Below are 24,969 nucleotides of genomic sequence, written 5' to 3' on the forward strand. Positions count from 1 at the left end.
AAATTTTGTTGATTTGCACAATCCCTGTTATCCCGATGTTCCCCTTACCCCTAACAAACTTTTCCCCAGATTTTTTCGTTGACTCCGGATTTGAAATCCGATCACAACCGAAAAAAAGTAAAGAGAATACCCCGGGAAAAACAGAATCACGCTTTCGTTATTTCCGCGCAAATCAGCGTAGCGTTGTCCTGGTTGGGAGCGCCGTCCCTGCTGATGCCATCCAGCACGGAACACACCAGTTCCTCCGCGGACAGCAGGGACAAATACCGCATTCCCGCCGGCCCCAGGGAATCGAGGTAGGGGCCTACCCCGTCACTGGCGACCAACAGGCGGTCTCCGGGAAGCAGAGGGAAGCATTCTTCCCTTAAATCCACCAGCGGCACCTCCTTCCCCATCAGGGCGGAAGTCAGGGAATGGCGGGAAGGATGGCTCAAGGCTTCCTCCCGGCTGATGGCGCCTTCAGCCGCCAGGCGTTCCAGCTCTGCGGAATACTGGTGCAGTTCATTGAGCAGAAATATTTTTTCTTCCCGGATCAGCAGAAGAAGGGAATCACCCACGCTGGCCCAGCGTAGCCCCTCCGGTCCTATCCAGGCCGCTACCAGCGTGGTGCCCATTTCATCATCCTTCCCCCTTTTTTTCCTGACCGCGCGCACCTGTTCATTGGCTGCCGTCACAGCGTCCTTCATCCTTTTTCCGGGGGAGCGGTTTTCCCGTTCAAACGCCCGGGAAAAACCTTCCACAGCCGCGCGGCTGGCCAGCTCTCCCCCAGTGTAGCCCCCCATGCCGTCCGCCAGGACGAGCACCAGGGAATCCTCCCCGGCCAGAATGGAAAAAGAATCCTGCTGGTTGCTGCGGGCGCCCAGAATCTGGTCCCCGTGCAATCCGGAAACCAGAAAAGGTTCTTGGGAAAAAGGCTGCTGCGTCATGGCGGTATGCGAATGTAGCACGGAAAACGCTCACGGATAAAGCAAGAATAGCGTGAAAGAAAATTCCAGGGCCTGCATCTCCACAGGTTGTTCCTCACAAGGACATGAAAAAACGTTCCTTCCCGGAGGCAGAAAAATGGTTGAAGGTCTGACGGAAAACCTGAACGGGAAAAAGGGAGAACACGCGCCAGGCTGGCATGGAACCGGAAATGGCCATCGTTGACCGTCATCTTCCTGTCGCGGGCATGCATGGCTTCTGAAATTTTCCATGGGATTCCGGACAGTAAGATGGAATTTATCTCATCTTTCATGGGCGGCCTGTGCAGGGAGAGAATACCTGCCGAAAATGGCCGAAGGCACCATGAATCCATGGGAAAAAGGAATTTCCTGCATGGAAGTTCCAGTTCTTCCATGGAAATGAACCCGGGGATTCATTTTTACTGGCTTTTTGAGAACGCGCCCTTCATATTTTAGCTATCTCTCTTATTCCATGAACTCTGACTCACCCTTTCCGCCCGTCACGTGGGATCTGTCCGGCGATCCTTGCGAAACGAAGGAAAAAGCCCTTTCCGCCATCAAAAACGACACGGAGGCTTTTATCATTTGCAGCCGCGGAGATGATTTTCTCCAGGCCGTCTGCAATTCCCCGGAAAACTACCATTGCGAAATCTCGTTTGCCGACGGGAAGAACAGGGAGCTTTACATGGCTCCCGAGGACTTGAACTACTCCCAGCTCCGGGACCTTTTTTCCCGCTATGCTGCCGGAGAAGACCTTTCCCATCTTAAAGGGGAGTGGACTCTGGATGTAGATAAAACTAACTACTATACCTCCGTCATCGTCGGACTGCTGATTGTGGGGATTGTGGTTTTCATCTTTTTCTACAATTCCTAGCCGGAGATCTTTTTCTCCTATCCTGAAGCGCCACGGAGGCAGCCCGTGAAGGCTCACCCCCGGCGGCCTCCTACATACACGACGGTTTCATTCGGAACCGTTACACGGCCATCCATCTCAAACCGGTCAAACAGTCCGTTCAGGGCATCCAGCCAGGCGGAACGCTGTTCATCCTTCTCCATCAGGGCATAGGACGTGGACATCATGCGCCGGAGATATTGTTCCCGCGTATAGGCCAGATCATTTGGAAAACGGAAAATCCGGAAGCGGTGATCAAAAAATTCCCCGATCCTGTCCGCCAGCTCGGCCAGGCCTCCGCTGAACCCGTAAAAACGCGGGCAGTAAAGCCGGTGAATATTTCCCTCCTCACGGACTATAGGACTATCTTCCAGCCTTGAATTCCAAAGGAGGGCCACCCTGCCTTCACGGGCCAGAATGCGGCGGCACTCCCGTTTAAACGCAGCGGCGTCAAACCAGTGGAACGCCTGCGCCGCCGCAACCATATCCACGGATCCGGAAGGCAGGAACGTATGCTCTGCCGTTCCCGGAATGGAATGAAAGGAGGGAAAATCCTTCAGGGAAAGTTCCGCTTCCCGGCGCATGTCGGCGTTAGGCTCCACGCCGTACACGGTCCAGCCGCGTTCCAGCATGGCTCGGGACAGGATGCCCGTTCCGGACCCTATGTCCGCCAGGCGGGGACTCTCCCGGCGCGTTTCCTGCGCCAGCAGTTCAAGAACAGCGGGGGGATATCCGGGCCTCCCTTGAGCGTAGGCCCCGGCTCTCCCGGTAAATCGGTCGGTGTGATCCATCAGGCTTGGAGGCATGATTGCCTCTTTTCCTCCGCCGTTCCAGCTTCCATTCCGTCTCCGGAATATGAAAAACCGTCTTCCCGCCGGATTTCGGAAAGAGGAGTGAATCCTGTCGCCCGCGTCCGGCCCGTTGCAGACATACTGCCGGGATCCCCTTTTCCTCATTCGCCTCCATGCCCCTGACATCCGGCGGGCCCCCCATCCCCACTGATGGCTTTACAACTCTTTCACAAGCTTTTAGTATCCGGAACAGGCCCGCCCTTCCTGGATGGCATTCTGATTCCGGGAAAAAGATTCTCTGCGGGTTCCATTTTCCAGACTGCTCCGCCCATGTTCGGATATTACAGACTCGCCTCCGCCGTTCCCCAGCTCCGCGTAGCTGACGTGGACTACAACGTCGACCAGCTCATTGCAGGATTCCGGAAGGCTGCGGAGCAACACGCGGCGGCCGTCGTTTTTCCGGAGCTGAGCATCACGGGCTACTCCTGCGGAGACCTTTTCTTCCAGCCGCGTCTGAGGGAAGCGGCCCTGGACGGCCTGCGCCGTTTTACGGAAGCTACGGAAGGTTCCGGCACGATTGCCGTCGTGGGGCTTCCCTTCCTGTATGAAGACGCCCTGTACAACACGGCGGCGGTAGTTCAATCCGGCCGCGTGGTGGCGCTGGTTCCCAAGACCGTGCTCCCCAACTACCGGGAATTTTACGAAAAACGCCAATTCACCTCCGGAAGGGAACTGGGAACGGAACCGAAGAAAATTACCATCAACGGCGCAAGCATTCCGTTCGGCGCGGAAATCATCTTCCGTGAAGAAGCCTCCCCCTTCAGCTTCGGCCTGGAAATCTGTGAAGACCTCTGGAGCGTCATTCCCCCCAGCTCCACGCTGGCTCTTCAGGGAGCCAGGGCCATGTTCAACCCCTCTGCGGGAACGGAACTCACGGGGAAGGCCGCTTACCGGAGGGAACTGGTCAAGCAGCAGAGCGGCAGATGCCTCTGCGCCTATGTCCTCTCCTCCGCAGGCGTGCATGAATCCACCATGGACACCGTCTTCGGCGGCCACTCTCTCATTGCGGACAACGGCAGGCTGGCGGCGGAGGGCCAGCGGTTCAAGAGGGAAAGCACCCTCATCCTGGCGGACGTGGACTTTGAACGGCTGGCGGCGGCGCGCCTTTCCGAAAGCTCCTTCAATGACAGCAAATCCCTTGCCGCCTCCGGAAACGCCCTGCACGTGACCCTGCCGGAGGAAGTTCCCGCTGCGCCCGGCCTGGAATACGCCTTCAATCCGGCGAGGCCCTTCCTCCCTTCCCCGGAACACCGCCGGGAACGGTGTGAAGAAATCATCGCCATCCAGACGGCGGGGCTGGCCAAAAGAATGGAGCACGCCCAGGCCAGGCGGCTCGTCATTGGAATCTCCGGCGGGCTGGATTCCACGCTGGCCCTGCTCATTTGCGCGCGCGCCTGCCGGGCGTTGAAACGCCCCGCCTCGGACATTCTGGCCGTCACCATGCCGGGCTTCGGCACTACGGACAGGACCCATGGCAACGCCGTGGACATGTGCAGCCTTCTGGGTGCGGAACTCCGGGAAATCCCCATCTCCGAATGCTGCCTTCAGCACTTCAGGGACATCGGGCACGATCCCGCCGAGCACACCACCACCTATGAAAACGTGCAGGCCCGCGAACGCACGCAGATCCTGATGGACCTGGCCAACAAAACGGGGGGGCTGGTTGTAGGAACGGGGGATCTTTCTGAAATAGCCCTGGGGTGGAGCACCTACAACGGGGACCACATGTCCATGTACGCGGTCAACTGCTCCATTCCGAAAACGCTGATCCGGTGCCTCATTGAACATATTGCCGGAGAATCGTCTCCGGAACTGGCCGCCACCCTGGCTGACATCAACAACACCCCCGTCAGCCCGGAACTCCTGCCGCCATCCGGCGACGGCACCATTGAGCAGCGGACGGAAGACGTGCTGGGGCCTTACGACCTGCACGATTTCTTCCTTTTCCACTTCATCAAGTACGGCGCCCAGCCGGATAAAATCCAGCATCTGGCGGAACACGCCTTCCGCGGCGAATTCCGGCCGGACTTCATCCGCCGCTGCCTGGGCATCTTTATCCGCCGCTTTTTCCAGCAGCAGTTCAAACGCAGCTGCATGCCGGACGGCCCCAAGGTAGGCACCATCTCCCTTTCCCCGCGCGGCGACTGGCGCATGCCCTCAGACGCCTGTGGAACCGTGTGGGAAAAAGGCATTTCCCGCCACTGATCCTTTCCGGAAGGATGGCCGCACGCCGGATTTCACCCAGCCGGCTCTGCTTGCTCCAAAGGGTGTTCAATGCCCGGGAGCCAGCTTCAACCCGACAATGCCGATCAGCAGGAAAGTGGCTGCCAGCATGCGCCAGACGTTAGAGGAATCCCCGAACCAGATAATGCCCACCATGAAGGTGCCCAGAGCGCCGATGCCCGTCCACACGGCATAAGCGGTGCCTATGGGAATGCTCCTCTGGGCCAGCCACAGCAGAAAACCGCTCAGTGCCATGCTGAGCACGGAACAGGCAATACAGGCGGCAAACCTGCCGGAACCCGTTCCAGGCGCTTGGGAAAGCTTGAAACCCAGAGGCCATCCAATCTCGCAGAGACCGGCCAACACCAGATAAATCCAGGACATATGCTGAAAGTAGGAATCGTCTTCCGTTTGCCGGCCTTCCCGGATAGGCAGGCTCCAGGGGCAACGGATGCCTTGCAGGGTACCTGCGGGCGCCCCGGAATCAAGCAGGCAAACTATCTTCACCCTGTCATACAGGAAATCTCTGGACAACCAGACCGGGCGAGCTGCCGGGAAACGTGGCGCAGCCTTTTCCAACCTGCGCCATTTCCATTTACTGCCCGTCAAAGACGTATCCGCATTTCAACGCCATCAGCCCGCCGTCATAAGAGATTCTTAATAGCATCCAGCTTCCTGTCCTCCTTTTGCTGTTTTCTCTGCTGGGCCATCCGTTCGGCCAGATCATCAACAAGGTGCAGGCTGGGGCCTGTACGGGCGTCCTTGTACCATTTCATGAGGAACCTCTGCTGGCCATCACGGCTTTTAACATTAAACCATGACTTGAGCTGCTGGGGGGAAAGCTTGGACCAGCCATAAGGCATTGTGGCCCCGTAAGCCACCATCAAGGCGGAATTCAGGTTCAATTGCTTCATACGGTCCACCACCACCAGATGGTGCAGGTACTGTTTTCCCTCCTCGTTTTTGAAAGAGCCCAGGAGTCCCAGATCATGGCTGGGGTAACTCCAGAGCCAGGTGCGTTCCTCCCACCACCGTTCCTGGAGTTCCCGTCCCATTCCTCCCAGGATCTTTCTTACCTCTTGCAGCGTCTGTCCCATCAAGGGCCTTTTCTCCCTGTCCGCAGACTCCTTCAGGGTGGCGGCAAGTGTCCGGGCGGCGGCCTGCTGATCCCGGAGGCGCTGGGCTTGAAGCTTCTTTACCAGAAGTGAAGATTTCAACTCAAAATAACCCTTGTCCGCCCAGTTCTGCAGTTTATACCCCTGCTCAAAATTCCGGGAATACAGGGTGCAGGAAACGGAACCTTTGACGGATGGCAGTGCGAAGGAAATTCCCGGAACAATTTCCCCTGCCAATTCAATAGCCTCAGCTACCGTGAATCCACCCTTGCGGCGAAGATCCAGCCCCACGCACCTGCCATTCCACATGACGGCTGTAATGGATAAATTCTGCGGTGCCGGAAAAAGCCACTGCCAGGCCGTGCATTGGGGAACAATGGAAGAAAAAACGGTATAATCCCGGTCATTTTTACTATTCTTCCCGTCCAAAGTACTGGGCGCCCTCCTCAAATCACGAAACTGGCCTTCGCCCCAGAGGGCTTTCAATTCTTCCAGCGTCATTCCCAGACGCGGCCTGCTGCGCAGCTCGGCCATTTGTTCCTCCGTTCTCTTCACCGCGCCTCCCGTCTCTTCCTCCCGCGGGGTCCACATCGATTCCAGGGAAGTGGCCTCCTTTTTGAGAGGCGCATTCCAGAAATCCAGGCAATACCAGCCGGGCTTGCTTGTCCACGCTCCGGTAGAGGCCAGATTAATGGGATTCTCCGACTCAAATACGACGGACTGGCTGGCATTGGAAGTTCTCTCCCTCACTACGGAATATCCCTTGGGAAGATGGTTCATGATATACCGTGAAGCTTCGGATAGGGTCATCGCTCTTTTTCCATCGCAAACGGAAAGATGATGGGCAATCTTTTCAGGTCCCTGAAAATAAACAAGAAGACTGTAATCCTTGAAAATCCATATCTTCCCGCTGCTGTCCCAGGAGGCTGTAAAATATTTCTTCCCGTAAAGCTGTTCCACCTCTTCCAATGTTTTTCCCAGCGGGGAAGACTTAAGAGTGTCTACGGACAGGACGCCCAGGGTGTCGGAGGAAGAAGCAGCATCTCCCCTGCATGCACAAGTGAACCCTGCCAGCAAACCTGCCATCAGACAAATGATCTTAATCAAATTTTCCATAAACAAACGGAGTTGGGTACCTGCTTATTTAACAAATATAACTGCCTCTTGTACACTGGAATTTATTAACTTTCCAATCATTCGTCCCGTCAATCGAAAGAAAGCGGCCCAAAGGAGGCATGCGCCCTCCCTTCACGCTGCCGGCATGCTCCAGATTCCGGCAGCACATCAACAACAATTCGGGGAGAAAAGGACTGGAAGCCTTTCCTCCCTTCCGGAAAAAGAGCTTCCCGTATGATCCGCAGACCTGGAGAAACGGTAAAAAAAACAGTGCAAACGCCAAGACGGACACGTTGACGGAGTCCTGATACCGCAACGCTCATTTCCATGCGGAAAAAAGCCGTGTTGCCCTCATTGCAAGGACGTTCTCCCCGGCTGAAAACAAGCCGGCAAACCAGGCTTGCCAAACTTGGCGAATCCCCCTGCATCAGGCGCGTTGCGTCCCGATACTCCTATTTCAACGTCGGAGACTTTTTTCCGGAAGCCAGTCCCGTATCCTTTCCGTCGGTCAGCCATTCAATGGTCACGGGAACGAATTTCAGATTCTTGATGTTCGGCTGGTTTTCCTCATAAAGCACCCCAACAACGCCGGGTTCCACCATGGCGAGGCTGGAATAGGCAAAACCGCCTTCACCCAGCAACTTCTTCACCGGCCAGGTCTTGCCGTTGTCATAGCTCATGGCCACCTGTCCCTTGATGCGGCGTCCGGCGCTGGGACCGGAAAACAGAAGGCGGCTCTTGCTTCCGTAAGCAGTCTGGGAACTCAGGGAATACGTCATCAGGGAATTCTGGGTGCTGTCGCAAAACAGCTCTGGAGCATCTTCCACTTCCCCCCACGTTTCCCCGCCGTCCTGCGACCACACGATGCGCCGGCAATTGCCTCCGCCCCAGTGGCGCGCCACCATGACCACGCCGCCGTTATCCGTCTCCGCGATGGACGTTTCATTCACCATGCCCTTCATATTCGTGGTCGGCTGGCCCAGCTTCCAATTCTTGCCGCCGTCATCGCTGTAAATGCAGGAAATCACCCACTTGCCGAAGGGACCCTCGTTCATCGGAATGACCAGGCGCCCCTTGTGAGGACCGCTCTTCAACTGGGTTCCCGCATTCGGACCGGAAGCCATGATATCCACGCCGGCAGGGCGCTTGGTCGTCTTCGTGATATCCTCCGGCTTTGTCCAGGAAGAACCGCCGTTCCTGCTCTGAATCATAAAATTGCGGATGCACTTCTCGTCATCCCATCCCTGGGGAATATTGGGCTGGCGCTCCTTGACCCCGGCAGGATAACGCTGGAAGATGACGGTTACGGTCTTGGCGTCATACACCGGGCACGGATTATTAAACGTGGCCCCATGCGACTTGGCAATTGCGCGGGGGCGTGACCAGGTCTTCCCGCCATTCTTGCTGACGCTCATGATAATGTCATTCTCCCCCTGGTCCGTATTCTTATACCGTCCCTCCGCAAATGCCAGAAGCTGCCCTTTCCCGATATTGAGCAGCGCAGGAATGCGGATGGACGCATAAGGATTTCCCTGCCCGGCGCTGAACACAGTCACAGCCCTGTCCGTGGGAAAATCCGCCTTCTCCTCCTGACCGAATGCCGGCAACGTCACAGCGCATACGGCACTCATCAAACACTTGAATATGGAATTCATCATTTTCTTCACCCTATTCCATTTCCTCCTTCCAGACAACAGCCATGTCATGAATCGATGTGAAGACCAGAGGGACCCTTGGATAATGAGGACAACTCAGTTCGACTTTCCAAAACCTCTTCCCGGCCCTGACGCGCGCTCCGGGAAAAGAATGAACAGGGACAAAACAGGTCTTTCGCGGAATTCATGACTCAATAATCGTGCGCGCTCCTTTTCCATCTTCCTGTGGGAATTGGCCGTCAGGATTTTCAGAGTGTGAAAAAACAGCGGCAACAACCAGACATGCACCATGAAACATTGCCAAAACATGCTGATCGTTAAATCGAAAAGGAATATAATCCATCCCCGGAACAAAGGAAAATCCCTCCGTGTGCCGTTCCGGTCATGCACGCACTGAACATGTGTTAAAAGAAACCCTGCGGCAAGGAGCCTCTCCCTGATGGCACCTTTCGTGCAGAGGTCATACTCTCAACATGAAAATATGGCAGCCTGTCAAAACCGATACGAACATGCAGATATGACATGTTCCCAGTCCCGGCGAAAACCCTTTCATGGGAAACGAAAAACGATGATGCATGCAGCAGCGTGCATTCTTTTCCGCCCGGGTGGAGAACTCCCGTTGACCATATACTCGCAACCGGGAAACAGGGGGGCAGCAACAAACGTGATGCCCATGAAATGCAACAAAAGACATACGATGGAAACTAAGGAAACATTGCAATCTTTGGATGAATGGTCCAGACAGGAATTGAAAGATATCCTGGATTTTTATATCAATTATGACTACGACCCCAAGGGCGGTTTTTACGGAGCCGTGCTGAGGACGTTGGAACCGGTCAAGGAGGCGGACCGTTCTATCGTGCTCAATGCCAGGCTCATGTGGACTTTTGCAAACGCCTACCGTCTCCTGAAGGATCCCCGCTACCTGGAAATGGCCAACCACGCGAAGGACTACATCAAGGAGCACTTTGTGGACAAGGAATACGGAGGAGCCTACTGGGTGGTGGACGCCCATGGCAACCCCGTCGATGAGTCGAAATACCCCTACGGCATTGCTTTCATCATCTACGGAGGAGCGGAATTGACGCGTGCGAGCGGCAGCAAAGACGGCCTGAAGCTGGCCCGGGACATGTATGAAGCCTTGGAAAAACACGCCCTGGACCCCAAACACGGGGGATACTTTGAAACCTTCACGCAGGATTGGAAGAGAAGGGATGACAGCTTCAATATTCCGGACCCTTCCCTGGGTTCCAAGGCACTCAACACGCACTTGCACATGATTGAAAGCTATACGACCCTGATGCTCGTGGATGATGATCCCAAGCTGAGGAAAACCGTAGGCGAGCTGATTGACATCATGACCAACAAGCTGCTGGACCAGGAATACTTCCACTACAAGCCTTACATGACCGACGACTGGAAGTCGACGGACACCCTCTTCTCCTTCGGCCACGACATTGAAGGGGCATGGCTGCTGACGGAAGCCGCAGAAGCATACGGAGGCAAGGAACTGGTGGAAAAATGCAAACCCATTTCCGTCCGGATTGCCGATGCGTGCGCGGACGGCATCAACCCGGACACGGGAGGCCTGTATGCAGAAGCCAACGAACACGGGCTTGTAGACCGCCAGATGTCCTGGTGGGTGCAGAGCGAAGCGGTCATCGGTTTCTTCAATGCCTTCCAGTTGACGGGTGATCCCAAATACCTGGCACTCACGATGAATGTGGTGGACTACATCAGGAACTACATCTCCGACCATAGCGACGGCAAATTCCGCGAATGGCTCTCCAGAGGAGACCTGGATGCCCAGGATGGGGATAATGAATTCCGGGTAAACGCCTGGAAAGGCCCCTACCACAACGGACGCATGTGCATGGAACTGATTGAACGCATTGCGAAAATGCAGGCTTGAATACCGTTCCCGAAAAGGGGGTTGCAATCGGCATAAGCTCTCTTTCCGGAAAAAACGGTCCTGGTCTCATCGGAAAAATGTTTCCAGGCCCGTTTTAACCGGAATGCAGACTATCTGGAAACGGTTATGTATCCGTCGTCAAGAGATGAAACCTGTCACATGGTTTCATCTCTTTTCAGTTAAAAGCAAACAGGAAGGAAATAAAATATCTGCTGCCTGCCCGCAAGGGACAATTATTCCTCTCTCCGGCTCTTATTCCAGAAGGAATCATTTCTTCATATCAGCAACCCCCGGCTATTCCGATTGAAAAAAGGTCTTCCTTCTCTGGCGTTCCTTCCAGATAAAAAGCCTTCACCAGCAGGAAAAGATAAGACACTTCCTGGCAAGCCGTGCCGGATGAACTTGAAACCCCTTTCCGAACTGAAAGGCAGGGAAATGGCACCGGAAAAACCATCCATGCCTCCCTCAGCCATTCTCTTTTCCCTCTATTCTTCCGTCGGTCATCTTTAAGGGGAAGAAGCCGGGCAATACGCTCTCACCAGCGCTTTGATGAAACCGGAACTTCACGAAACATATTCAATCCAGTCCGTCTTTCTCAGATTGAGAAACATCCCTGAATCGGGGGTGTCTGCAACATTTCTCCATATTCGGAACATAACATCTATTTACTCAATCATTAAGGCTCTCAATGCCTTTTTATCTTCGTCCAAAAGAAGAGTTCCGGCAGCATGTTCGTAACACTGGCGGGAATACTTCCGGGCTTCCTCCCTGAACTGTTCGCTATCCAGTTTCCCCAGAGCAGCAAAAGCCTTCATCAACTTGATATCAATAGCCATGATTCCCCCTTCATCCCTTAAAATGGGGGCAAAAATATCGGAAAACAACTGTGCTACTGTCACCGGGGGAACCCAGATCCTCTCGTGCTTCACGTCGGCACGGCGTTCCTCCTGGGCGTACTTCGTCAACAACCTCACCCCCCGGTTGATCATGTCGATACCCGTACCGTAATCATTGACGGCTGCAGACAGGGCTCTGGCGGCGATTTCGGCTAGCACGCACAACCCGAATCTGGGATCCTGCTCAAAATTGCGTTCATGACCGATGACAAAAGCCCCAGCCAGCTGACGCAGGGCCTCATGGGATACCGGTTTATCCACATAAACCAGAATGGAGGAAGCGGAGACGAAATCCCCCGGTAGGGAAACAACGTAAACATCAAGATCCCTGTCTCTGGAAAGGTGGTCCAGCTTTTCCACGTCAATATACTGGATATTGCCTATCTCATCACTTCTGACGGGGACGGCGTTTTCCGGAATATCAAGTTCCTTGTCAACTAGGGGATTGGCTCCCAGGTAGGGATCCCTGGCCCGTGCCAGCAATGCTTTCTCCGTTACTCCTTCCACCAGCTCCGAAGTCTCACCCACCCGGCCAAGCCTGGACAAATGCTCGATCCACCGGATAAGCGTGACCAGAATAACGGCAATCACTCCCAGGGTGACAACAAACAGCACAACCCTTCCCCGCTGGTCATACATGCCGGAATTCAGGAAAATAATCGCAATCAGGCTGAAAATGAAGGAACCGATGAACGTGGAAAGAGCATTTTGGGCCGTGGAATCCTCCATCAGCAATTTGGTAGCCCTGGGCGTCACGCTTGACGTGGCCGCGGCATACGCGGAAACCACGGTTGTCAGGGAAAAAGTAGTCACGGCCAGCATGCTTGAAGCCAGGATGTTCAAAATCATATCAACCGTATCGGGGCCGATCTTTTGAAAAATATCAAACGGAACAAACTCCCCCAGGTAGATTGAGGCAATAGCCGTAATAATAGCCAGCAGCGCAAAATAGGTCGCCTTGACCCAGAGAAGCTTGTTGGCCCGTAAAAACAATAACCTGATTTGAAAAATGAAGGACCCTTTCATCAGAAGCTGGGATTGGAAGAACAGCTGAAGGCTACTCTCCTGTTAAAACAATATCCAAGCCTCTCCGTTCAAGAATAAGACTCTCAAAGAAGAGTGAGAAGCTGATCATTTCTACAGCGGCCCCATCAAAAAGGAAATCCGCATCCGGGAAACACCACGTACCGGAAAACCGCAGGAAACGGCTTCTGAAGCCGGAAGAAGAGTTCATCAAGGTAAGCAACTCAAAACAGCTTTCACTCGCTCCGAAAAGACCGACTCCGTTTAAAAACGGCTGGGAAAAGCAAGGTTCCCTGCTGTGCCATACTCTCTCTATGCGTGCAAACTCAAAAATGCAGGCAGAATCTACCTGTAAATGCCCGTAGAAACCTATGGCTCCGTTGCCTCCGCTTTCTCTATATGGAGAAACACCGCAATTAGGTAGCCCTTATTCAGAACAACGATGTGCTCTCCTTCTATCAGTAATACGAATGAAAAATAAAATCCATCCTGACGGATCATAGGAAAAGAATATTGCGGAAGGCGCGCGGCGGAAGCTCTATGCCGATGTCGAAGAATTTCAGGAGAGCTTGATCAAATAGCTTAAGCGTCCCCGTCACGAACACCCTCATTAGAGCTATCGCAGTATGGGAAAGCGATGGAGTAAAACAATGGAACCCTTTAAAAAACAAAAATCACCCGAAAAGAAGACCCGCTATACAACATAGAAGCATTCTCATTCATCAAGTCGGCTGGTCTTTCGTTGAAGCGGGTTGATTTTTTCGTTTGCCAGCAAGAAGAGAAATGGTGAAAGAAGAGGAAAACGGAAAGTGTAACTTGTAACATCGTAGAATCACCCGTTCCCCACGTTATCATGAATCGAATCATTTCATTCCTTTCCCTGCCCCTGTTGTCGCTCGCATCCATATTTGCCGCCAACATGCCGGAAAGCATCGGCAACGACCTCCAGCTATTCAAGGATGCCTCCTGCACGGCCCTGAAGCAGGATGTCACGGACACTTCCGCCTTCCAGTCCGAGGCAATGAAAAATCTCGCGGACAAAATCCTCGCAGGCAATTACAAGCCGGACTACTTGTATGCCGAATATCAGGCTCTCCCCTCACCGCGCCAGACGGGAAAAAATCTCAGAATCGGGGAAGGGTTCAGTAAATACGATAACATGACGGGCGTCTATCTGGAAAAAGGCCAGCACGTCGTGCTGGTCGGTAAAACGGCTGGACGTGAAATCAGCCTCCTGCTCCCGAACCTGATGCGCAAACCCGCCGAAGGCGTGCAGCCGACGAAGGATCCCAATGGCTGGGGACTACACAAAAAACAGATACCCCTGAAGGAAGGAATCAATATCATTGATGTAGAAACACCCGCCAACGCCTACATCAGCTACTTCACCAACGATGCCGGCAACGCGCCGAAAATCCCCATCCATTTCGTAACGGGCAAAGTCAACGGCTACTTTGACACCACGCGGGGCGACACCAATGAAGACTGGGTGCGTCTGCTTGACCAGGCCGTCTCTCCGATCATGGATGCCCGGGGAAAATACATCCAGGTTGCCTACCCTGTCGAATTCCTGAAAAAATTCACCAGGGACCGCGGCACTGAACTCATCAACGCCTACGACAAGCTGATAGGCATCCAATACCAGCTGATGGGCCTTGAGAAATACGGCAAAATCCCGAAAAACCGTGTCTTTGCCCGTGTGAACTTCAACTACTACATGTTCCGCGACGGTGATGGAGTCGCCTACCTGGGAGACAATGGCACCATGCGAATGGTAACCGATCCTGAAAACGTCCTTAAAGGCGACGCCTGCTGGGGCTTCTCCCACGAAGTCGGCCACGTGATGCAAATGCGCCCGATGACCTGGGGCGGCATGACGGAGGTCAGCAACAATATTTTCTCCCTGCAAGCCGCCGCCAAAACGGGTAATGAAAGCCGCTTGAAACGCCAGGGTGCCTACGACAAGGCGCGTAAGGAAATCATCGACGGAAAAATCGCCTACCTGCAATCAAAGGATGTCTTCAACAAGTTGGTGCCACTATGGCAACTCCATCTCTATTTTATTGAAAACGGACATCCCGACTTCTACCCTGATGTGATGGAATACCTGCGCAACAACGCGGGAAACTACGGGGGGAATGAAACGATCAAGTACCAGTTCGAATTCATCAGAGCATGCTGCGACGTCACGAAAACTGACCTGACTGATTTCTTCGAGAAATGGGGTTTCTTCAAAACCGGCCAATTCCATATCGGAGACTATGCTAATTACGATTTCACCGTCACTCCCGAAATGGTGACTGAAACGAAAAAATGGATTGTCGATAAAGACTACACAAAACCTAAAACTGACATCACCGGAATAAGCGAATAAAGTTACTAGAGAAATCTACTTATTCCTTATAAAGGTCATGGTAACTATGTTCCTTAGTAAAAAAGGGAAACTTTTTCTCCATTAGAAAATGGATGAAACAGAAAAAGAGGAAAGTCTATTTAGCTATTTGTAAGGCAAAATTATTTTTTGCGGGCATTTTTCAGTTTTGCGTGTAGCAATACCCACTCCCGGGCTAAAATTCTTACAGCCAATCCTAGCACTATTCAAAAAATACCCCACCCCGCCATAACTAATCTCTTACTACTGGCTGAGATCACGAAACATTTCCTTCACGGATATTTGGTACAAAGCAGTTTTCAAAAAATATTTTTCCTTGATTTCATGAGTCTCTCTCCATCAATTGAAATATCAAGGAATAGAAGGGCTTAGAGAAATTAATTTTAAATTGTTTTCTACGGAAATTATTTTAAAAGTAGGAAATCCTAAGCACCACTGCCGTAAAATCCGTACAATCAATTCTGGGGATATTCAGAATAAAATAACCTGCGTATAGATGATTCTCCATATACTACCATCTGTATTTCCTCAAACATGGATCCCTCAAGAGATCATATACAATGGAGTAATGGAGAGTAAAAAATGATTAAAAAAATGTGTTTAAAATTTACAAATATATTGTAATGAGCAAGTTATAAAAATATGGTCTCATACAATGTATATTAAAGATAAAGAGAGAGTTTTCAAATGTATACCACAGTATACCATGTATTACTTCCTGGGAAATTTCCTAAATTCGCAAGCATAAGAAAACGAATAAGTTATTAGAAAAACGGTCTCACTGGATGTATGAATATAATAAATGGAGGAATTACCAAATGTATGATTATGGATGAGCAGATTCCATGACTTCCAAGGTCAATCAGCTTTGTATGAAGGCATTTTCAAAAAAAATATAGGAAGTAATTAATCCTAAAATGATTCCTGTGAAAATTGTTCAGAATAGTGAGGAGTACCGATGAAGAAGAGGAAATAAAGTGGATTATAATTTTATGCGAAAAGCGTAGTACTCTGGATCTCTCTCCATTATGTAGCACTTTGCTTCAGGAAAATTTTGAGCAACAATATTTTGAATTTCTTTTTGAAATGTAAGCGTTGTATTAGGACCAATGTAAACGGCTGTTAACCATTTCGCATCTCGATACATCAGATCGCAATGATTTTCAGAGGAACTATCATTAGGTAAATCGATAGGAGGGTTTTGTTTAAGTGCATTAATCAAATATTTAGAAATGTATATTCTCCATTCGTTCTCATATGACCAATCAATACCTTTATATTGAATACGCTTTATAATGGAAAAAACATCATCTGAAGGAATGCTCGGTATGCTTGGAAGAGAATTAGTATAAATAATTTTGAATAAACCTTTCTTCCAAAAATTAGATAACTGTTTGAAGCTAAATTCTAAAGCACACCCTTCTCCAGCTTGTGCATAATGCCCCCACATAAGTGGATTATTAAAATTCTCTGAAAGGCACGTAACTCGGATATCAAAAATACCTCCATATGCGGTTGATGGATCAGCGTGTATTATTTTATTAGATAATACATGTTTTTTTATGGCATTATACAATCCATCAATATAATGATTTTTATTCTCATTCAATAAAATAATAAATTCTCTTATATCATTACATTCATTTGCCTTTTTATAAATCAAGGGATCTATGAATTTTATTATTTTTCTCTTCAAATAAAGATTTGTCGCTAAGTGTTCTTTACATATGTTTTCCGCTACATACTCTTTTGTTATTTCTATGCTTTTTGCCCAACCTTCATAACAATCATTGAATATTAGTGGATTTGTAAAACGAAACGTTTGCTTACTTAGCGCTTCTCTCGCACCCTGTGGGGCCATATACTGAAAAAGAGATTGAGGAGAAGATAACATAATCCATTAATATGAGATTGTTATAAAAAACAAAATAAACCTATTATATATTTTATCTAAATTTGTCATTAACGGTTAATTTTGATGCTGATATTTTGTTGTCTTTCATGGCATCAATTAATATAATATTTTCCGATTTTTCTAATTTAAGATCTTGAAGAATCCTTTTCGTTTTCTCTAATTCTTCGATATTAAAATATAGTATGACCTTTATTGATGCATTTGATTTATTAGCCATTTCGTATACTTCGACCTGCTTAGCTAGGTTATCTTTTAATTTTGAATTACTAGCTAATTTAAATTCAACTAGTGTTTTATCAAAAAATCCATGAGATATCTTGAAATCAACAGGGCCTCTCCCGTTATTAACTTCTGCATTAACGTCATAACCTGTTGCGTACCAAGTTAATTTAAACATAATTTGTAAATCTTTTTCCCTTTTTATAGGTTTCCCATTCACATAAAAAAGACGATATCCATCATTATTTTCAATAACATGCTTAAGGTAAAAAATTCTTTGTAATGATTCCTGATATGAATTTGGATTTATCTTATAAAAATTTGTATTCTCTAGTATATTAACGAGTTCTTTTGTATTTACTATAAATGTATGTTCTGTATTTTTAACTTTCTCTTCACTCAAAGAAACTGCTCTATATCCTTCAGACTCTTTAAACTTAATATAATAATCAAGAAATTCAGGATATCTCTGTAATAATCCTGTGAGTGCATACTGTTCTTCTTTTTTAGAAGGCTCTTTATCTGATATTTTTGGAAGTCGATCTATAAAATATTGATTCATATGAGCTCGCAATTCTTCGTTTGGCACGCTACTTAAAATATCATCAAAATTGCGGAGAGTATCAGCTCTGTTTATCCATGAATCGTCTTTTGTGAGAATATCTTTAGGAGTTAATATAACAAAATCATTTTCAAAGCTTGGTAGTATAAAAGAAGCTTGAGCCCATGTCATTGTAGAATAATTGAATTTGACTTTTGGAATACAGAATGTCCTTAAAAATTTTTCATCTATGTTTTCTATAGAAAATTTTTGAGTATATTCTAATAAAAATTCTTTTATCATATTAGTCGAAAAATCACTAATATTATCTTTTCCAACTCCGCTATCTATGAGACATAATTTTTCTAAGTGCGTTCCTTGAGATATCTTTTCGTCTCCAAAATTCGAAAAGACATGTACCAAATTATAATTTAAGGCAAGAGCAAATTTTTTTCCTAATCCACTTCCCTTGTTACCAGTATTACTATAACCAAGCCAATTTTGTCTCACTTCCGGAAATCTAAAAAGGCTTTGAATTAGGCCATTACTTATCCCATTCTTAGAAATATTTTTTAGAAATAAAACATAATTTATTATATTTTCATGCAATTTTTTGTATTCTTCTTTCCCACTATTGAAAAGAAGGAAGGGGTCAATGAATAATGGTAGATCATTGATAAGTGAAATATTGAAAGCACCATAATCTTCTAAAATATCAGGAGACACTTCAAAAAAATCAGAAAAATAAATCTTCATTCTTCCTAGATCATTAACATACTTCTTATGCATGTCCAGTTTCTTTCTTCAAATTTTCCCCATTTCTTCCCCATTCTCCTATAAACAAAAACCGCAATATACTCATTACGAATATATTGCGGTGAAAAATTGATGGCGGACAGGGAGGGATTCGAACCCTCGAATTATTGAGTATAAGTGGTTAACAGCGAATTCACTGGGCTGAAAATGGATACTTTGGGGGTAGTATTGTGTAAGTTATTCATCACAAACGCTTATCATTTCTCTGGGGAAATAAAAAACGGAAAAATTCCCCCCAGTGAAGGAGGGAATCCGTGCCGTTCTCCGGGATGATCCTAGAGGGCTTTAACCTTGTAGTAGTATTTGTGTTTGTCCAGGGTTCGTTTGAGCGAATCAATCAGATCAGTCCTGTCTGCCGGTATGTACACGGCATCATGGAGACTGATGCAAACGGAATGTTGTTTGCAAAACTCCCGGAGTATATCCTCGTAGTGGAACAGAGTATGGGGAGATTCCAGATCGTCGATCGCTTTGATGAAGGATTCCATTTCGTCGAAGTAGTCGTCAGTGAGGAATTCCCTCAATTGGTTTTTGCATCTAGTAATCCACCTGTTTGTTTTGTTGTTTGAAACCAGGGAAAATATCCATGTCAGAAGCTTTTCCTTGATTTCATCCCTCATGCCTTGATCTGTAGGAAGAAGCGTATTGGTTTTGATCGCTTGAAGCATGTTGACGCATTTTCCATGTGAAGCGAGGCACTGGACAATGGAATTGGTCAGGTCTATTTCCACCATGTCGACTCCATAGACATTTTTGAATACATGCTGCCTGATGGACGAAGGCATTTGCGTGAACATGTTGAATACCCGGGGATGCTCGTCATTTTTGCTGTATGCGTTACGGAAACGCTTATCGGCAATTTCAGAAATGAAGGCCGTCTTGCCTATTGGTTTTCTCTTCCTTGCGTTTTCAATGAGCAGATTGAACGCCGGCGCATTGATTTCAGCTTTGAATAGGGAACTGGTGTTGTTCTTCTTCAACACATAGGAGGGTACCCATATAGCCTCAATACCAAGATTGGATAACGCTTCTTCAAATACAGGGGTGATTTTTGCCCTGGTTTTCTTGTTGAGCGAACCATCCTTGATGTTGGCATTGAACAACATCCTATAGAGGTCGTGCTTCACCTTGTTGACAGGGATGGTGAAGTAGACGTATTTCTTGGAAGGAAGTATTGGAGCCGGTTCTCCGTTCTCTTGGACTAGAGGTAGGGCGTTCAACAAGTTCTCGGAGTCTACTTGTTTCATGTCTTTTTTGAGCATCCCAATTTTCTCGGCCATCTGTTTGGCCTTGATGAGATTGGAGTTGTTGATAATAATTTTAACAACGCGTGTATTGGTTGTTCCAATTTTTGTTTGAACTTGAGTATGTTTTATTTTTTTCATACCCATGTAGCTTTAGGAAATTCTCAATTTCCCTAAGTACACGTTTATTATAGAAATATTATGTTATCATAAATCACCTATTATAAGCATATAATAGTATTTTTATTGATTATTTCTTCTGTTCTCCGTATGGTTGTCCACAGAAAAATGAGGAAAAGGAAACGTCCATTTGTCCCGGCGGATATTCAGGACACCAGAAAACTGACTGCGGAAGAACGGGAAAAACTCCGCAGGAAAGCAGTATTGCTCTATAAGAGGGAAAATTCTGTTCCAACCATTTCAAAGAAGCTGGGAATACGTCCTGCGACTATCTACCGATGGATCGATAATTACCTGAACGAAGGACCTATCAAATACAGGGAGAATAAGAGGGGTAGGCGTCCTCTTGATCCGTCCAAGCTCTCCACCTGGCAGAAATGGGTAAGGAAACAGAGAGCATCATACCAAGGACCAGGAAAATGGGTTCCTGATCTTCCCGATCATTTGGATCTGTACAAGGGTAAGGAATTCCTAGAATGGTGCCGGGTTGGAAAAACCTACAAACTCATCTACCTGCTTGACGTAAGACAGCAATTAGAAAAATTAAGCATCGGGGAGGATGATGCAACCAAACTCTCAGAGTGTTCCTTTCTTTGGAATCAATACATAGGTTTTCAGTTCGAAAACACAGGAATAGGATGGGAGAGGTATTGCCTGTTTCTTTTAGGAGGAGAGTATGGAACTTCCAAAAAGAAATTCATTCGGGGCTATTGCGATGCCACTATTCTTGAAAATCTGTCGTCAGATGCCTTATGGATTTACAATGAATACTCTGAAAATCCCGTCAAGAAATCAGAACTTTTCAGTAATGTCACTTTATACAGGAGCAAAGAATTCTTTGAATGGTGTTCTAAACTGACGGAAGAAGACAGACATATTTATTACTTTCAGATCAGGCGGAAACTGGATGAATTGAGAATCAAGGAAAATGACCCGATTCCACTGCAGGACAGGGATTTTATAAAAAGTCAGTACTTTAAATCTAGCCGCAACAACACTGGATGGATGAAGTACTGCATGTTTCTGCTGGGAAAACCATTCGAATTCGGTAGTAAAAAAATCTGGTACAAGGAAATTTAATTATCAATGCATTTGAAGACATACAGACAATTCCCGAATATCCGTCTGGTATTATAACAAGGGGAGCATTCTGCTAATTCTTACAAATGATTCTGGAGAATTATTCGGAATAAGTCAGTTACTGTCTTCTTCTGCTTCTTTGGGCTAAAAACAAGCCTCTGTTTTCATAATATGCTGATAACAATTCCATGATACAAAAAATGGTCTCATACAATGTATATATAAAATAATGGAGAGAGGATCTTTTTACCCGTATACCTGATACATATCCCAAGGAATTTGCCCATGACGGAGCCTGGTTTATCCCATACGGCTTTGGGAACATATACTCCAAGACAGCTGTCCAGGGCATGTTTTTTACATAAAATGGATATGGAGAGAATGGGAGACAGTGTTTTGAGAAAATTGCTCGGAGTAATAAAGACTGATAAAAACCGAATCAGACTACCATGACTTCAATCAAGAAAGGAGCGATTGAGTTACAAAAGAAAACAACATCTTTACTGTATCAAAAGTTATATCAATTCCTTTATTTACTGCTGTTTCTTTCATTTTTTCCCAAATTTGAGGTTTTCTCATTGAGTCTAATAAATCATGACCTTCCATTGTCAGATTTTGTATCATTACTGTTGCTACACCCGATTCATATTGGCCTAAAGTTTTAATAAGCTTCCCTTCCATATAGCCGGATTCAATGAGAAGCTTAGCATTGTATTTTATATTTTCTTCATCATATTTTGATAAATTCGACTCAATTTCCGGTGAGTTTTTTTCGATTTGCATTAATAGAAGCCTGATTATGTCCCAATTTCTTTCCATGATTTTCTGATCATAAATCTTTTGAGAAGAAAGACAAGGAGATTACAGACAATTTCCGAGTATCCTTCCGGTATCTTAGCAAGCGAAGCATTCCGCTATTTTTTATAAGCGACTACAGGGAATTATTCTGAATATATATCCAAGGGAATTTACTCATAAGACCTCATGGATTGCCCTATATGGATTTGATAGGAATAGGCCAAGTGAGCCCACTGGGAGAAATTGAACCTGGATTCATTCCATTATTCAAATAGCTCAATGGGCATGTATTGCGTAATACAGTTTCAGGGAGACTGCCGGGCATCATCCATGTAAAATTGTCCCATTATGATTTTGGCGACAAAGATTCATTTCCAGTACGGCTGTCCAGCTCATCCCAGTGAACAGGACATTCAATCCATTTATCTGTCAGGAGAAGAATTGGAAGGTTTTTATCTCAAGGAACAAGTGTACGACATGATTCTCCAAGGAGAAATTATCAGGGTCAACATTTACCCTTATCCCATATTGGAGGAAATGACGAGTTCCAAGGGAGAGAAGTATGTAAGATCCATGCCTAACGAGAGTCGACATGACAATCTGCTCAATTTGCCCCGGGCGTAAATCCCGTCAATTTTCATATTGAGAGGATTGGAACATAGGATTTTTACATGAACTCTTTTCCTTCGGCAATATTCAACAAACTGGGAAAACAGTAAATGCTGGCTTTTCTGCCGGAGCCTTCCCTGATTGTTTTCAGAATATTATTTTCCTTGAGTTTCCGGCATAGTTGATGTGCCGTAGGTACGGCAATGCCAAGCTTCTGGATCAGGTAATTAACCTGAAAAATAGGACGATTGAATATGGCATCCGTCAAAAGAGAACTGTTAGGTGATTTCGTGATCTCAACAATAGTTTTTTTAGTCTCTTCATACAAGGCCATGATCAGCTTGGTTTTGTCTATGTTGAATTTGGCCTGGGATGTAATCGCTTTTAAGAAAAAGGAGATCCATGGCGTCCAGTTGCCGGAGGAAGAGATACTTTTCAGCGAGGCGTAATAGGATTCCCGGTTTTTCTCCAGATAGGCGGAAAGATAGAACATAGGTGCCGAAAGGGCTTTCTTCTGATACAAATACAAAGGAATCAATAAACGGCCAATACGGCCATTTCCATCATTGAAAGGGTGGAGAATTTCAAATTGGGCGTGGACGATGGCTGTTTGGACAAGAGGATCCTTTTCATCGAATGAAAGGTAATTTTCCCATTCTATTAATGCATTTTCCAGAACATGAGGAGCGGGAGGAACAAATGATGCTTCTTCCATTTTGCATCCTTTAGAGCCTATCCAGTTTTGGGTTGTCCTAAAGTACCCCGGATGTTTGTCCTGTCCCCTTACGCTATCCATCAATATTGCATGCAATTGCCTAATAAAACCTAGGCGGACGGAAGCCGAGGAAAGATGTTCGGATGCAAGGGTAAGCGCTTTCCGGTAATTTTTAATCTCCTGAATGTCCGTTTCCTTTCCCAAGTCGTATGCTTGCCCTGCTTCATGTTCTAAAACCTCTTCGATAGTTGCCTGTGTTCCTTCAATCCGGGAAGAAAGAACCGCTTCCTCATTTGTCAGGGGAGAAAGCAATATACCGGGATTAATGATCCCTTGCAGAAGCCCGTCATATCTGGCCAAGGCGGCATTTGCCTGACCGACATCCGATATGATATCTTCATAGTTGATGTTTTCAAGAGGAAGGTGTTCAGGGATATATGGGATCATATTGTGAATGGAGATAGTATGGTTCTTGATTTTGATTATGTCAATTCGCGTTTCGGTATAGACAAGAGATTTTGTGTGTATTGTGCGATAGTCAAACAGGGTGATTTCCATTGTAACCATCCATGGGGAGTCCGGTTAATCCAGATTGAGTGAATCAACGTATTCGGGAGTCAGTTTCCAATAGAGTTCCGCATCCTTCTTCCTGGTCGGCTTGTAGTAGTGTTTTCGGATCATCTGGATGCTGTTCCCCATTTCATCCGCCACACTTGCCATGTTTCCAAAGCAGGTAACCTTGTAGGTACAGTAACTGTGCCGGTATCCGTTCTGCCTGGCTTCGACGTATTCGGGGATTGTTCTTCTGAAGGCGTCGTAGATGCGGTCTACATGTTTTTTGCATCGTCCAAAGTCAAAGACAAGGCCGTTGGAACGTTCGCATGTAAGAAGCCATTTTTTGGCAACGCTGTGGAGATGGACAATACGGCGTCCTGTTTTTCCTCCTGACAAGTAGAAGTCTCCGTCCTCATCGGGATTGCTCAAGTCGAGTTCTTTCCATTCAATATACTCAAATTCGGACAGTCTTACTCCGCAGAACATGGCGATGACCAGGGGAGCGAGCATTCTGTTCTGATGAGTTTTGGTATAATGGAGGATTTGAACGGCTTCATCGACGGAATAAATGCCGGGTTCTGGGCGTACAGACTTGGGGCATTTAATGTTGGTCATGTCGATTTCACACCATTTGAAGAACGAGATGACGGCCGCCCTGTAATGCTGGCGTGTCTTTTCGGCTATATCCAATCCATAGAGCCATTTTTCTACTTCATCCTTCTGGATGGCGCTGACGATTTTCTTTCCAAATACTTCCTTGAAGACATTGACTCTTGAAAGTGTGAGGCGGATGTTTTCCCTATTGGAGGCTGTCAGGAGCTTGTGCTTTTTCCATTCCTTGAAGAGATCTTTGACCACCCTGCTTTGCTTGGGATGGGCGACGAAGCTCATGTATCTTCTGATGAATTCCGCCAGTGAGATGGAAGGATTGGTTTTGTAGAAGCGGTCGATCATGATCCTGTCTTCGGGATCGATGACCGTTTCTTCTACTAATCCGGTTTGAGAAAGTTCTTCCTCGAGAAGCCGGCATTTTTCCAGTCCTTCCTTCCTGTCCTTGACTCGGCATTTGTTATTCTTGGTGGAACCGTCGGGATTGATGGTGTTCCAGTAGACGCGGAATCTCCCGTCGTTCTCCTGAACCAGTCTGCATAATTTGAACTTCTTCGCTGCCATGTATGAGTTAATTATACCGTGGAAACAGGAGTTCGTACGCGGTAAAACTCAATCGAAATCAGTTTTTTTTCGACAATAGAGATAAATTGTCTCTATACTGGAATA

At 47.5% G+C, this 24,969-nt stretch carries 18 protein-coding genes; 6 read left to right on the forward strand and 12 right to left on the reverse strand.

Annotation, left to right across the window (positions count from 1 at the left end; all coding sequences use genetic code 11):
- Positions 1-146: 146 nt before the first annotated feature.
- Positions 147-926, reverse strand: coding sequence for a protein phosphatase 2C domain-containing protein (locus LIO64_RS11410; RefSeq protein ID WP_290549573.1), 780 nt, complete (start codon positions 924-926; stop codon positions 147-149).
- Between the two features lie 490 nt (positions 927-1,416).
- Here LIO64_RS11410 and LIO64_RS11415 point away from each other — a divergent pair, with 490 nt between their 5' ends.
- Positions 1,417-1,818 carry a hypothetical protein gene (locus tag LIO64_RS11415; protein WP_290549574.1) on the forward strand — a complete coding sequence of 134 codons (402 nt, stop codon included), beginning with the start codon at positions 1,417-1,419 and terminating at the stop codon, positions 1,816-1,818.
- Between the two features lie 53 nt (positions 1,819-1,871).
- On the opposite strand, the gene LIO64_RS11420 is transcribed toward LIO64_RS11415, so the two are convergent.
- Complete coding sequence (locus LIO64_RS11420; RefSeq protein ID WP_290549575.1) at positions 1,872-2,627, reverse strand: class I SAM-dependent methyltransferase; 756 nt, start codon at positions 2,625-2,627, stop codon at positions 1,872-1,874.
- Positions 2,628-2,957: 330 nt separating this feature from the next.
- Here LIO64_RS11420 and LIO64_RS11425 point away from each other — a divergent pair, with 330 nt between their 5' ends.
- A complete protein-coding gene (locus LIO64_RS11425; RefSeq protein ID WP_290549576.1) occupies positions 2,958-4,892 on the forward strand; it encodes an NAD(+) synthase in 1,935 nt (644 codons plus the stop codon).
- A 66-nt stretch (positions 4,893-4,958) separates the two neighbouring features.
- Here LIO64_RS11425 and LIO64_RS11430 read toward each other — a convergent pair whose 3' ends face one another.
- The 3 genes from LIO64_RS11430 to LIO64_RS11440 form a co-directional block, all read right to left on the reverse strand.
- The gene (locus tag LIO64_RS11430) at positions 4,959-5,294 is read right to left on the reverse strand and encodes a multidrug efflux SMR transporter (RefSeq protein ID WP_290549577.1); all 336 of its coding nucleotides are present in this window, start codon (positions 5,292-5,294) and stop codon (positions 4,959-4,961) included.
- Positions 5,295-5,554: 260 nt separating this feature from the next.
- On the reverse strand, positions 5,555-7,141 hold the full coding sequence (locus tag LIO64_RS11435) for a hypothetical protein (RefSeq protein ID WP_290549578.1): 1,587 nt from the start codon (positions 7,139-7,141) through the stop codon (positions 5,555-5,557).
- 452 nt (positions 7,142-7,593) lie between these two features.
- On the reverse strand, positions 7,594-8,772 hold the full coding sequence (locus tag LIO64_RS11440) for a sialidase family protein (RefSeq protein WP_290549616.1): 1,179 nt from the start codon (positions 8,770-8,772) through the stop codon (positions 7,594-7,596).
- Between the two features lie 721 nt (positions 8,773-9,493).
- Between LIO64_RS11440 and LIO64_RS11445 the strand changes: the two genes are divergently transcribed.
- Positions 9,494-10,708 (forward strand): AGE family epimerase/isomerase, encoded by a 1,215-nt coding sequence (locus tag LIO64_RS11445; RefSeq protein ID WP_290549579.1) that lies wholly within the window; start codon positions 9,494-9,496, stop codon positions 10,706-10,708.
- Between the two features lie 665 nt (positions 10,709-11,373).
- On the opposite strand, the gene LIO64_RS11450 is transcribed toward LIO64_RS11445, so the two are convergent.
- Positions 11,374-12,630, reverse strand: coding sequence for a DUF2254 domain-containing protein (locus LIO64_RS11450; RefSeq protein WP_290549580.1), 1,257 nt, complete (start codon positions 12,628-12,630; stop codon positions 11,374-11,376).
- A gap of 850 nt (positions 12,631-13,480) precedes the next feature.
- Here LIO64_RS11450 and LIO64_RS11455 point away from each other — a divergent pair.
- Positions 13,481-15,001: a M60 family metallopeptidase gene (locus LIO64_RS11455; protein WP_290549581.1), complete on the forward strand. Its 1,521-nt coding sequence runs from the start codon at positions 13,481-13,483 to the stop codon at positions 14,999-15,001.
- A 1,000-nt stretch (positions 15,002-16,001) separates the two neighbouring features.
- Here LIO64_RS11455 and LIO64_RS11460 read toward each other — a convergent pair.
- From LIO64_RS11460 to LIO64_RS11470, 3 genes are all read right to left on the reverse strand, one after another.
- Complete coding sequence (locus tag LIO64_RS11460) at positions 16,002-16,913, reverse strand: DUF2971 domain-containing protein (RefSeq protein WP_290549582.1); 912 nt, start codon at positions 16,911-16,913, stop codon at positions 16,002-16,004.
- 52 nt (positions 16,914-16,965) lie between these two features.
- Positions 16,966-18,483, reverse strand: a complete 1,518-nt coding sequence (locus LIO64_RS11465; protein WP_290549583.1) for a hypothetical protein — start codon at positions 18,481-18,483, stop codon at positions 16,966-16,968.
- A gap of 302 nt (positions 18,484-18,785) precedes the next feature.
- Positions 18,786-19,895, reverse strand: coding sequence for a hypothetical protein (locus tag LIO64_RS11470; RefSeq protein WP_290549584.1), 1,110 nt, complete (start codon positions 19,893-19,895; stop codon positions 18,786-18,788).
- A 129-nt stretch (positions 19,896-20,024) separates the two neighbouring features.
- Between LIO64_RS11470 and LIO64_RS11475 the strand changes: the two genes are divergently transcribed.
- Positions 20,025-21,014, forward strand: a complete 990-nt coding sequence (locus LIO64_RS11475) for a helix-turn-helix domain-containing protein (protein WP_290549585.1) — start codon at positions 20,025-20,027, stop codon at positions 21,012-21,014.
- A 459-nt stretch (positions 21,015-21,473) separates the two neighbouring features.
- Here the strand turns inward: LIO64_RS11475 and LIO64_RS11480 are convergent, their stop codons facing one another.
- A complete protein-coding gene (locus tag LIO64_RS11480) occupies positions 21,474-21,833 on the reverse strand; it encodes a DUF2513 domain-containing protein (RefSeq protein ID WP_290549586.1) in 360 nt (119 codons plus the stop codon).
- A 327-nt stretch (positions 21,834-22,160) separates the two neighbouring features.
- On the opposite strand from LIO64_RS11480, the gene LIO64_RS11485 reads away from it, so the two are divergent.
- Positions 22,161-22,436, forward strand: coding sequence for a DUF3892 domain-containing protein (locus tag LIO64_RS11485; RefSeq protein ID WP_290549587.1), 276 nt, complete (start codon positions 22,161-22,163; stop codon positions 22,434-22,436).
- 43 nt (positions 22,437-22,479) lie between these two features.
- Here LIO64_RS11485 and LIO64_RS11490 read toward each other — a convergent pair whose 3' ends face one another.
- Together LIO64_RS11490 and LIO64_RS11495 are read right to left on the reverse strand one after the other, a co-directional pair.
- Positions 22,480-23,694, reverse strand: coding sequence for a Fic/DOC family N-terminal domain-containing protein (locus LIO64_RS11490; protein WP_290549588.1), 1,215 nt, complete (start codon positions 23,692-23,694; stop codon positions 22,480-22,482).
- Positions 23,695-23,718: 24 nt separating this feature from the next.
- On the reverse strand, positions 23,719-24,864 hold the full coding sequence (locus LIO64_RS11495; RefSeq protein ID WP_290549589.1) for a site-specific integrase: 1,146 nt from the start codon (positions 24,862-24,864) through the stop codon (positions 23,719-23,721).
- Positions 24,865-24,969 lie beyond the last annotated feature (105 nt).

The sequence above is a fragment of the Akkermansia sp. genome, assembly GCF_020860705.1.
In the GTDB taxonomy this organism is placed as follows: Bacteria; Verrucomicrobiota; Verrucomicrobiia; order Verrucomicrobiales; family Akkermansiaceae; genus Akkermansia.

Excerpts from the sequence above, each read along its gene's own strand:
- LIO64_RS11410 (WP_290549573.1), bottom strand. The coding sequence starts at position 926 with ATGACGCAGCAGCCTTTTTCCCAAGAACCTTTTCTGGTTTCCGGATTG.
- LIO64_RS11415 (WP_290549574.1), top strand. The coding sequence starts at position 1,417 with ATGAACTCTGACTCACCCTTTCCGCCCGTCACGTGGGATCTGTCCGGC.
- LIO64_RS11420 (WP_290549575.1), bottom strand. The coding sequence starts at position 2,627 with ATGGATCACACCGACCGATTTACCGGGAGAGCCGGGGCCTACGCTCAA.
- LIO64_RS11425 (WP_290549576.1), top strand. The coding sequence starts at position 2,958 with ATGTTCGGATATTACAGACTCGCCTCCGCCGTTCCCCAGCTCCGCGTA.
- LIO64_RS11430 (WP_290549577.1), bottom strand. The coding sequence starts at position 5,294 with ATGTCCTGGATTTATCTGGTGTTGGCCGGTCTCTGCGAGATTGGATGG.
- LIO64_RS11435 (WP_290549578.1), bottom strand. The coding sequence starts at position 7,141 with ATGGAAAATTTGATTAAGATCATTTGTCTGATGGCAGGTTTGCTGGCA.
- LIO64_RS11440 (WP_290549616.1), bottom strand. The coding sequence starts at position 8,772 with ATGAGTGCCGTATGCGCTGTGACGTTGCCGGCATTCGGTCAGGAGGAG.
- LIO64_RS11445 (WP_290549579.1), top strand. The coding sequence starts at position 9,494 with ATGGAAACTAAGGAAACATTGCAATCTTTGGATGAATGGTCCAGACAG.
- LIO64_RS11450 (WP_290549580.1), bottom strand. The coding sequence starts at position 12,630 with ATGAAAGGGTCCTTCATTTTTCAAATCAGGTTATTGTTTTTACGGGCC.
- LIO64_RS11455 (WP_290549581.1), top strand. The coding sequence starts at position 13,481 with ATGAATCGAATCATTTCATTCCTTTCCCTGCCCCTGTTGTCGCTCGCA.
- LIO64_RS11460 (WP_290549582.1), bottom strand. The coding sequence starts at position 16,913 with ATGTTATCTTCTCCTCAATCTCTTTTTCAGTATATGGCCCCACAGGGT.
- LIO64_RS11465 (WP_290549583.1), bottom strand. The coding sequence starts at position 18,483 with ATGCATAAGAAGTATGTTAATGATCTAGGAAGAATGAAGATTTATTTT.
- LIO64_RS11470 (WP_290549584.1), bottom strand. The coding sequence starts at position 19,895 with ATGAAAAAAATAAAACATACTCAAGTTCAAACAAAAATTGGAACAACC.
- LIO64_RS11475 (WP_290549585.1), top strand. The coding sequence starts at position 20,025 with ATGGTTGTCCACAGAAAAATGAGGAAAAGGAAACGTCCATTTGTCCCG.
- LIO64_RS11480 (WP_290549586.1), bottom strand. The coding sequence starts at position 21,833 with ATGGAAAGAAATTGGGACATAATCAGGCTTCTATTAATGCAAATCGAA.
- LIO64_RS11485 (WP_290549587.1), top strand. The coding sequence starts at position 22,161 with ATGATTTTGGCGACAAAGATTCATTTCCAGTACGGCTGTCCAGCTCAT.
- LIO64_RS11490 (WP_290549588.1), bottom strand. The coding sequence starts at position 23,694 with ATGGAAATCACCCTGTTTGACTATCGCACAATACACACAAAATCTCTT.
- LIO64_RS11495 (WP_290549589.1), bottom strand. The coding sequence starts at position 24,864 with ATGGCAGCGAAGAAGTTCAAATTATGCAGACTGGTTCAGGAGAACGAC.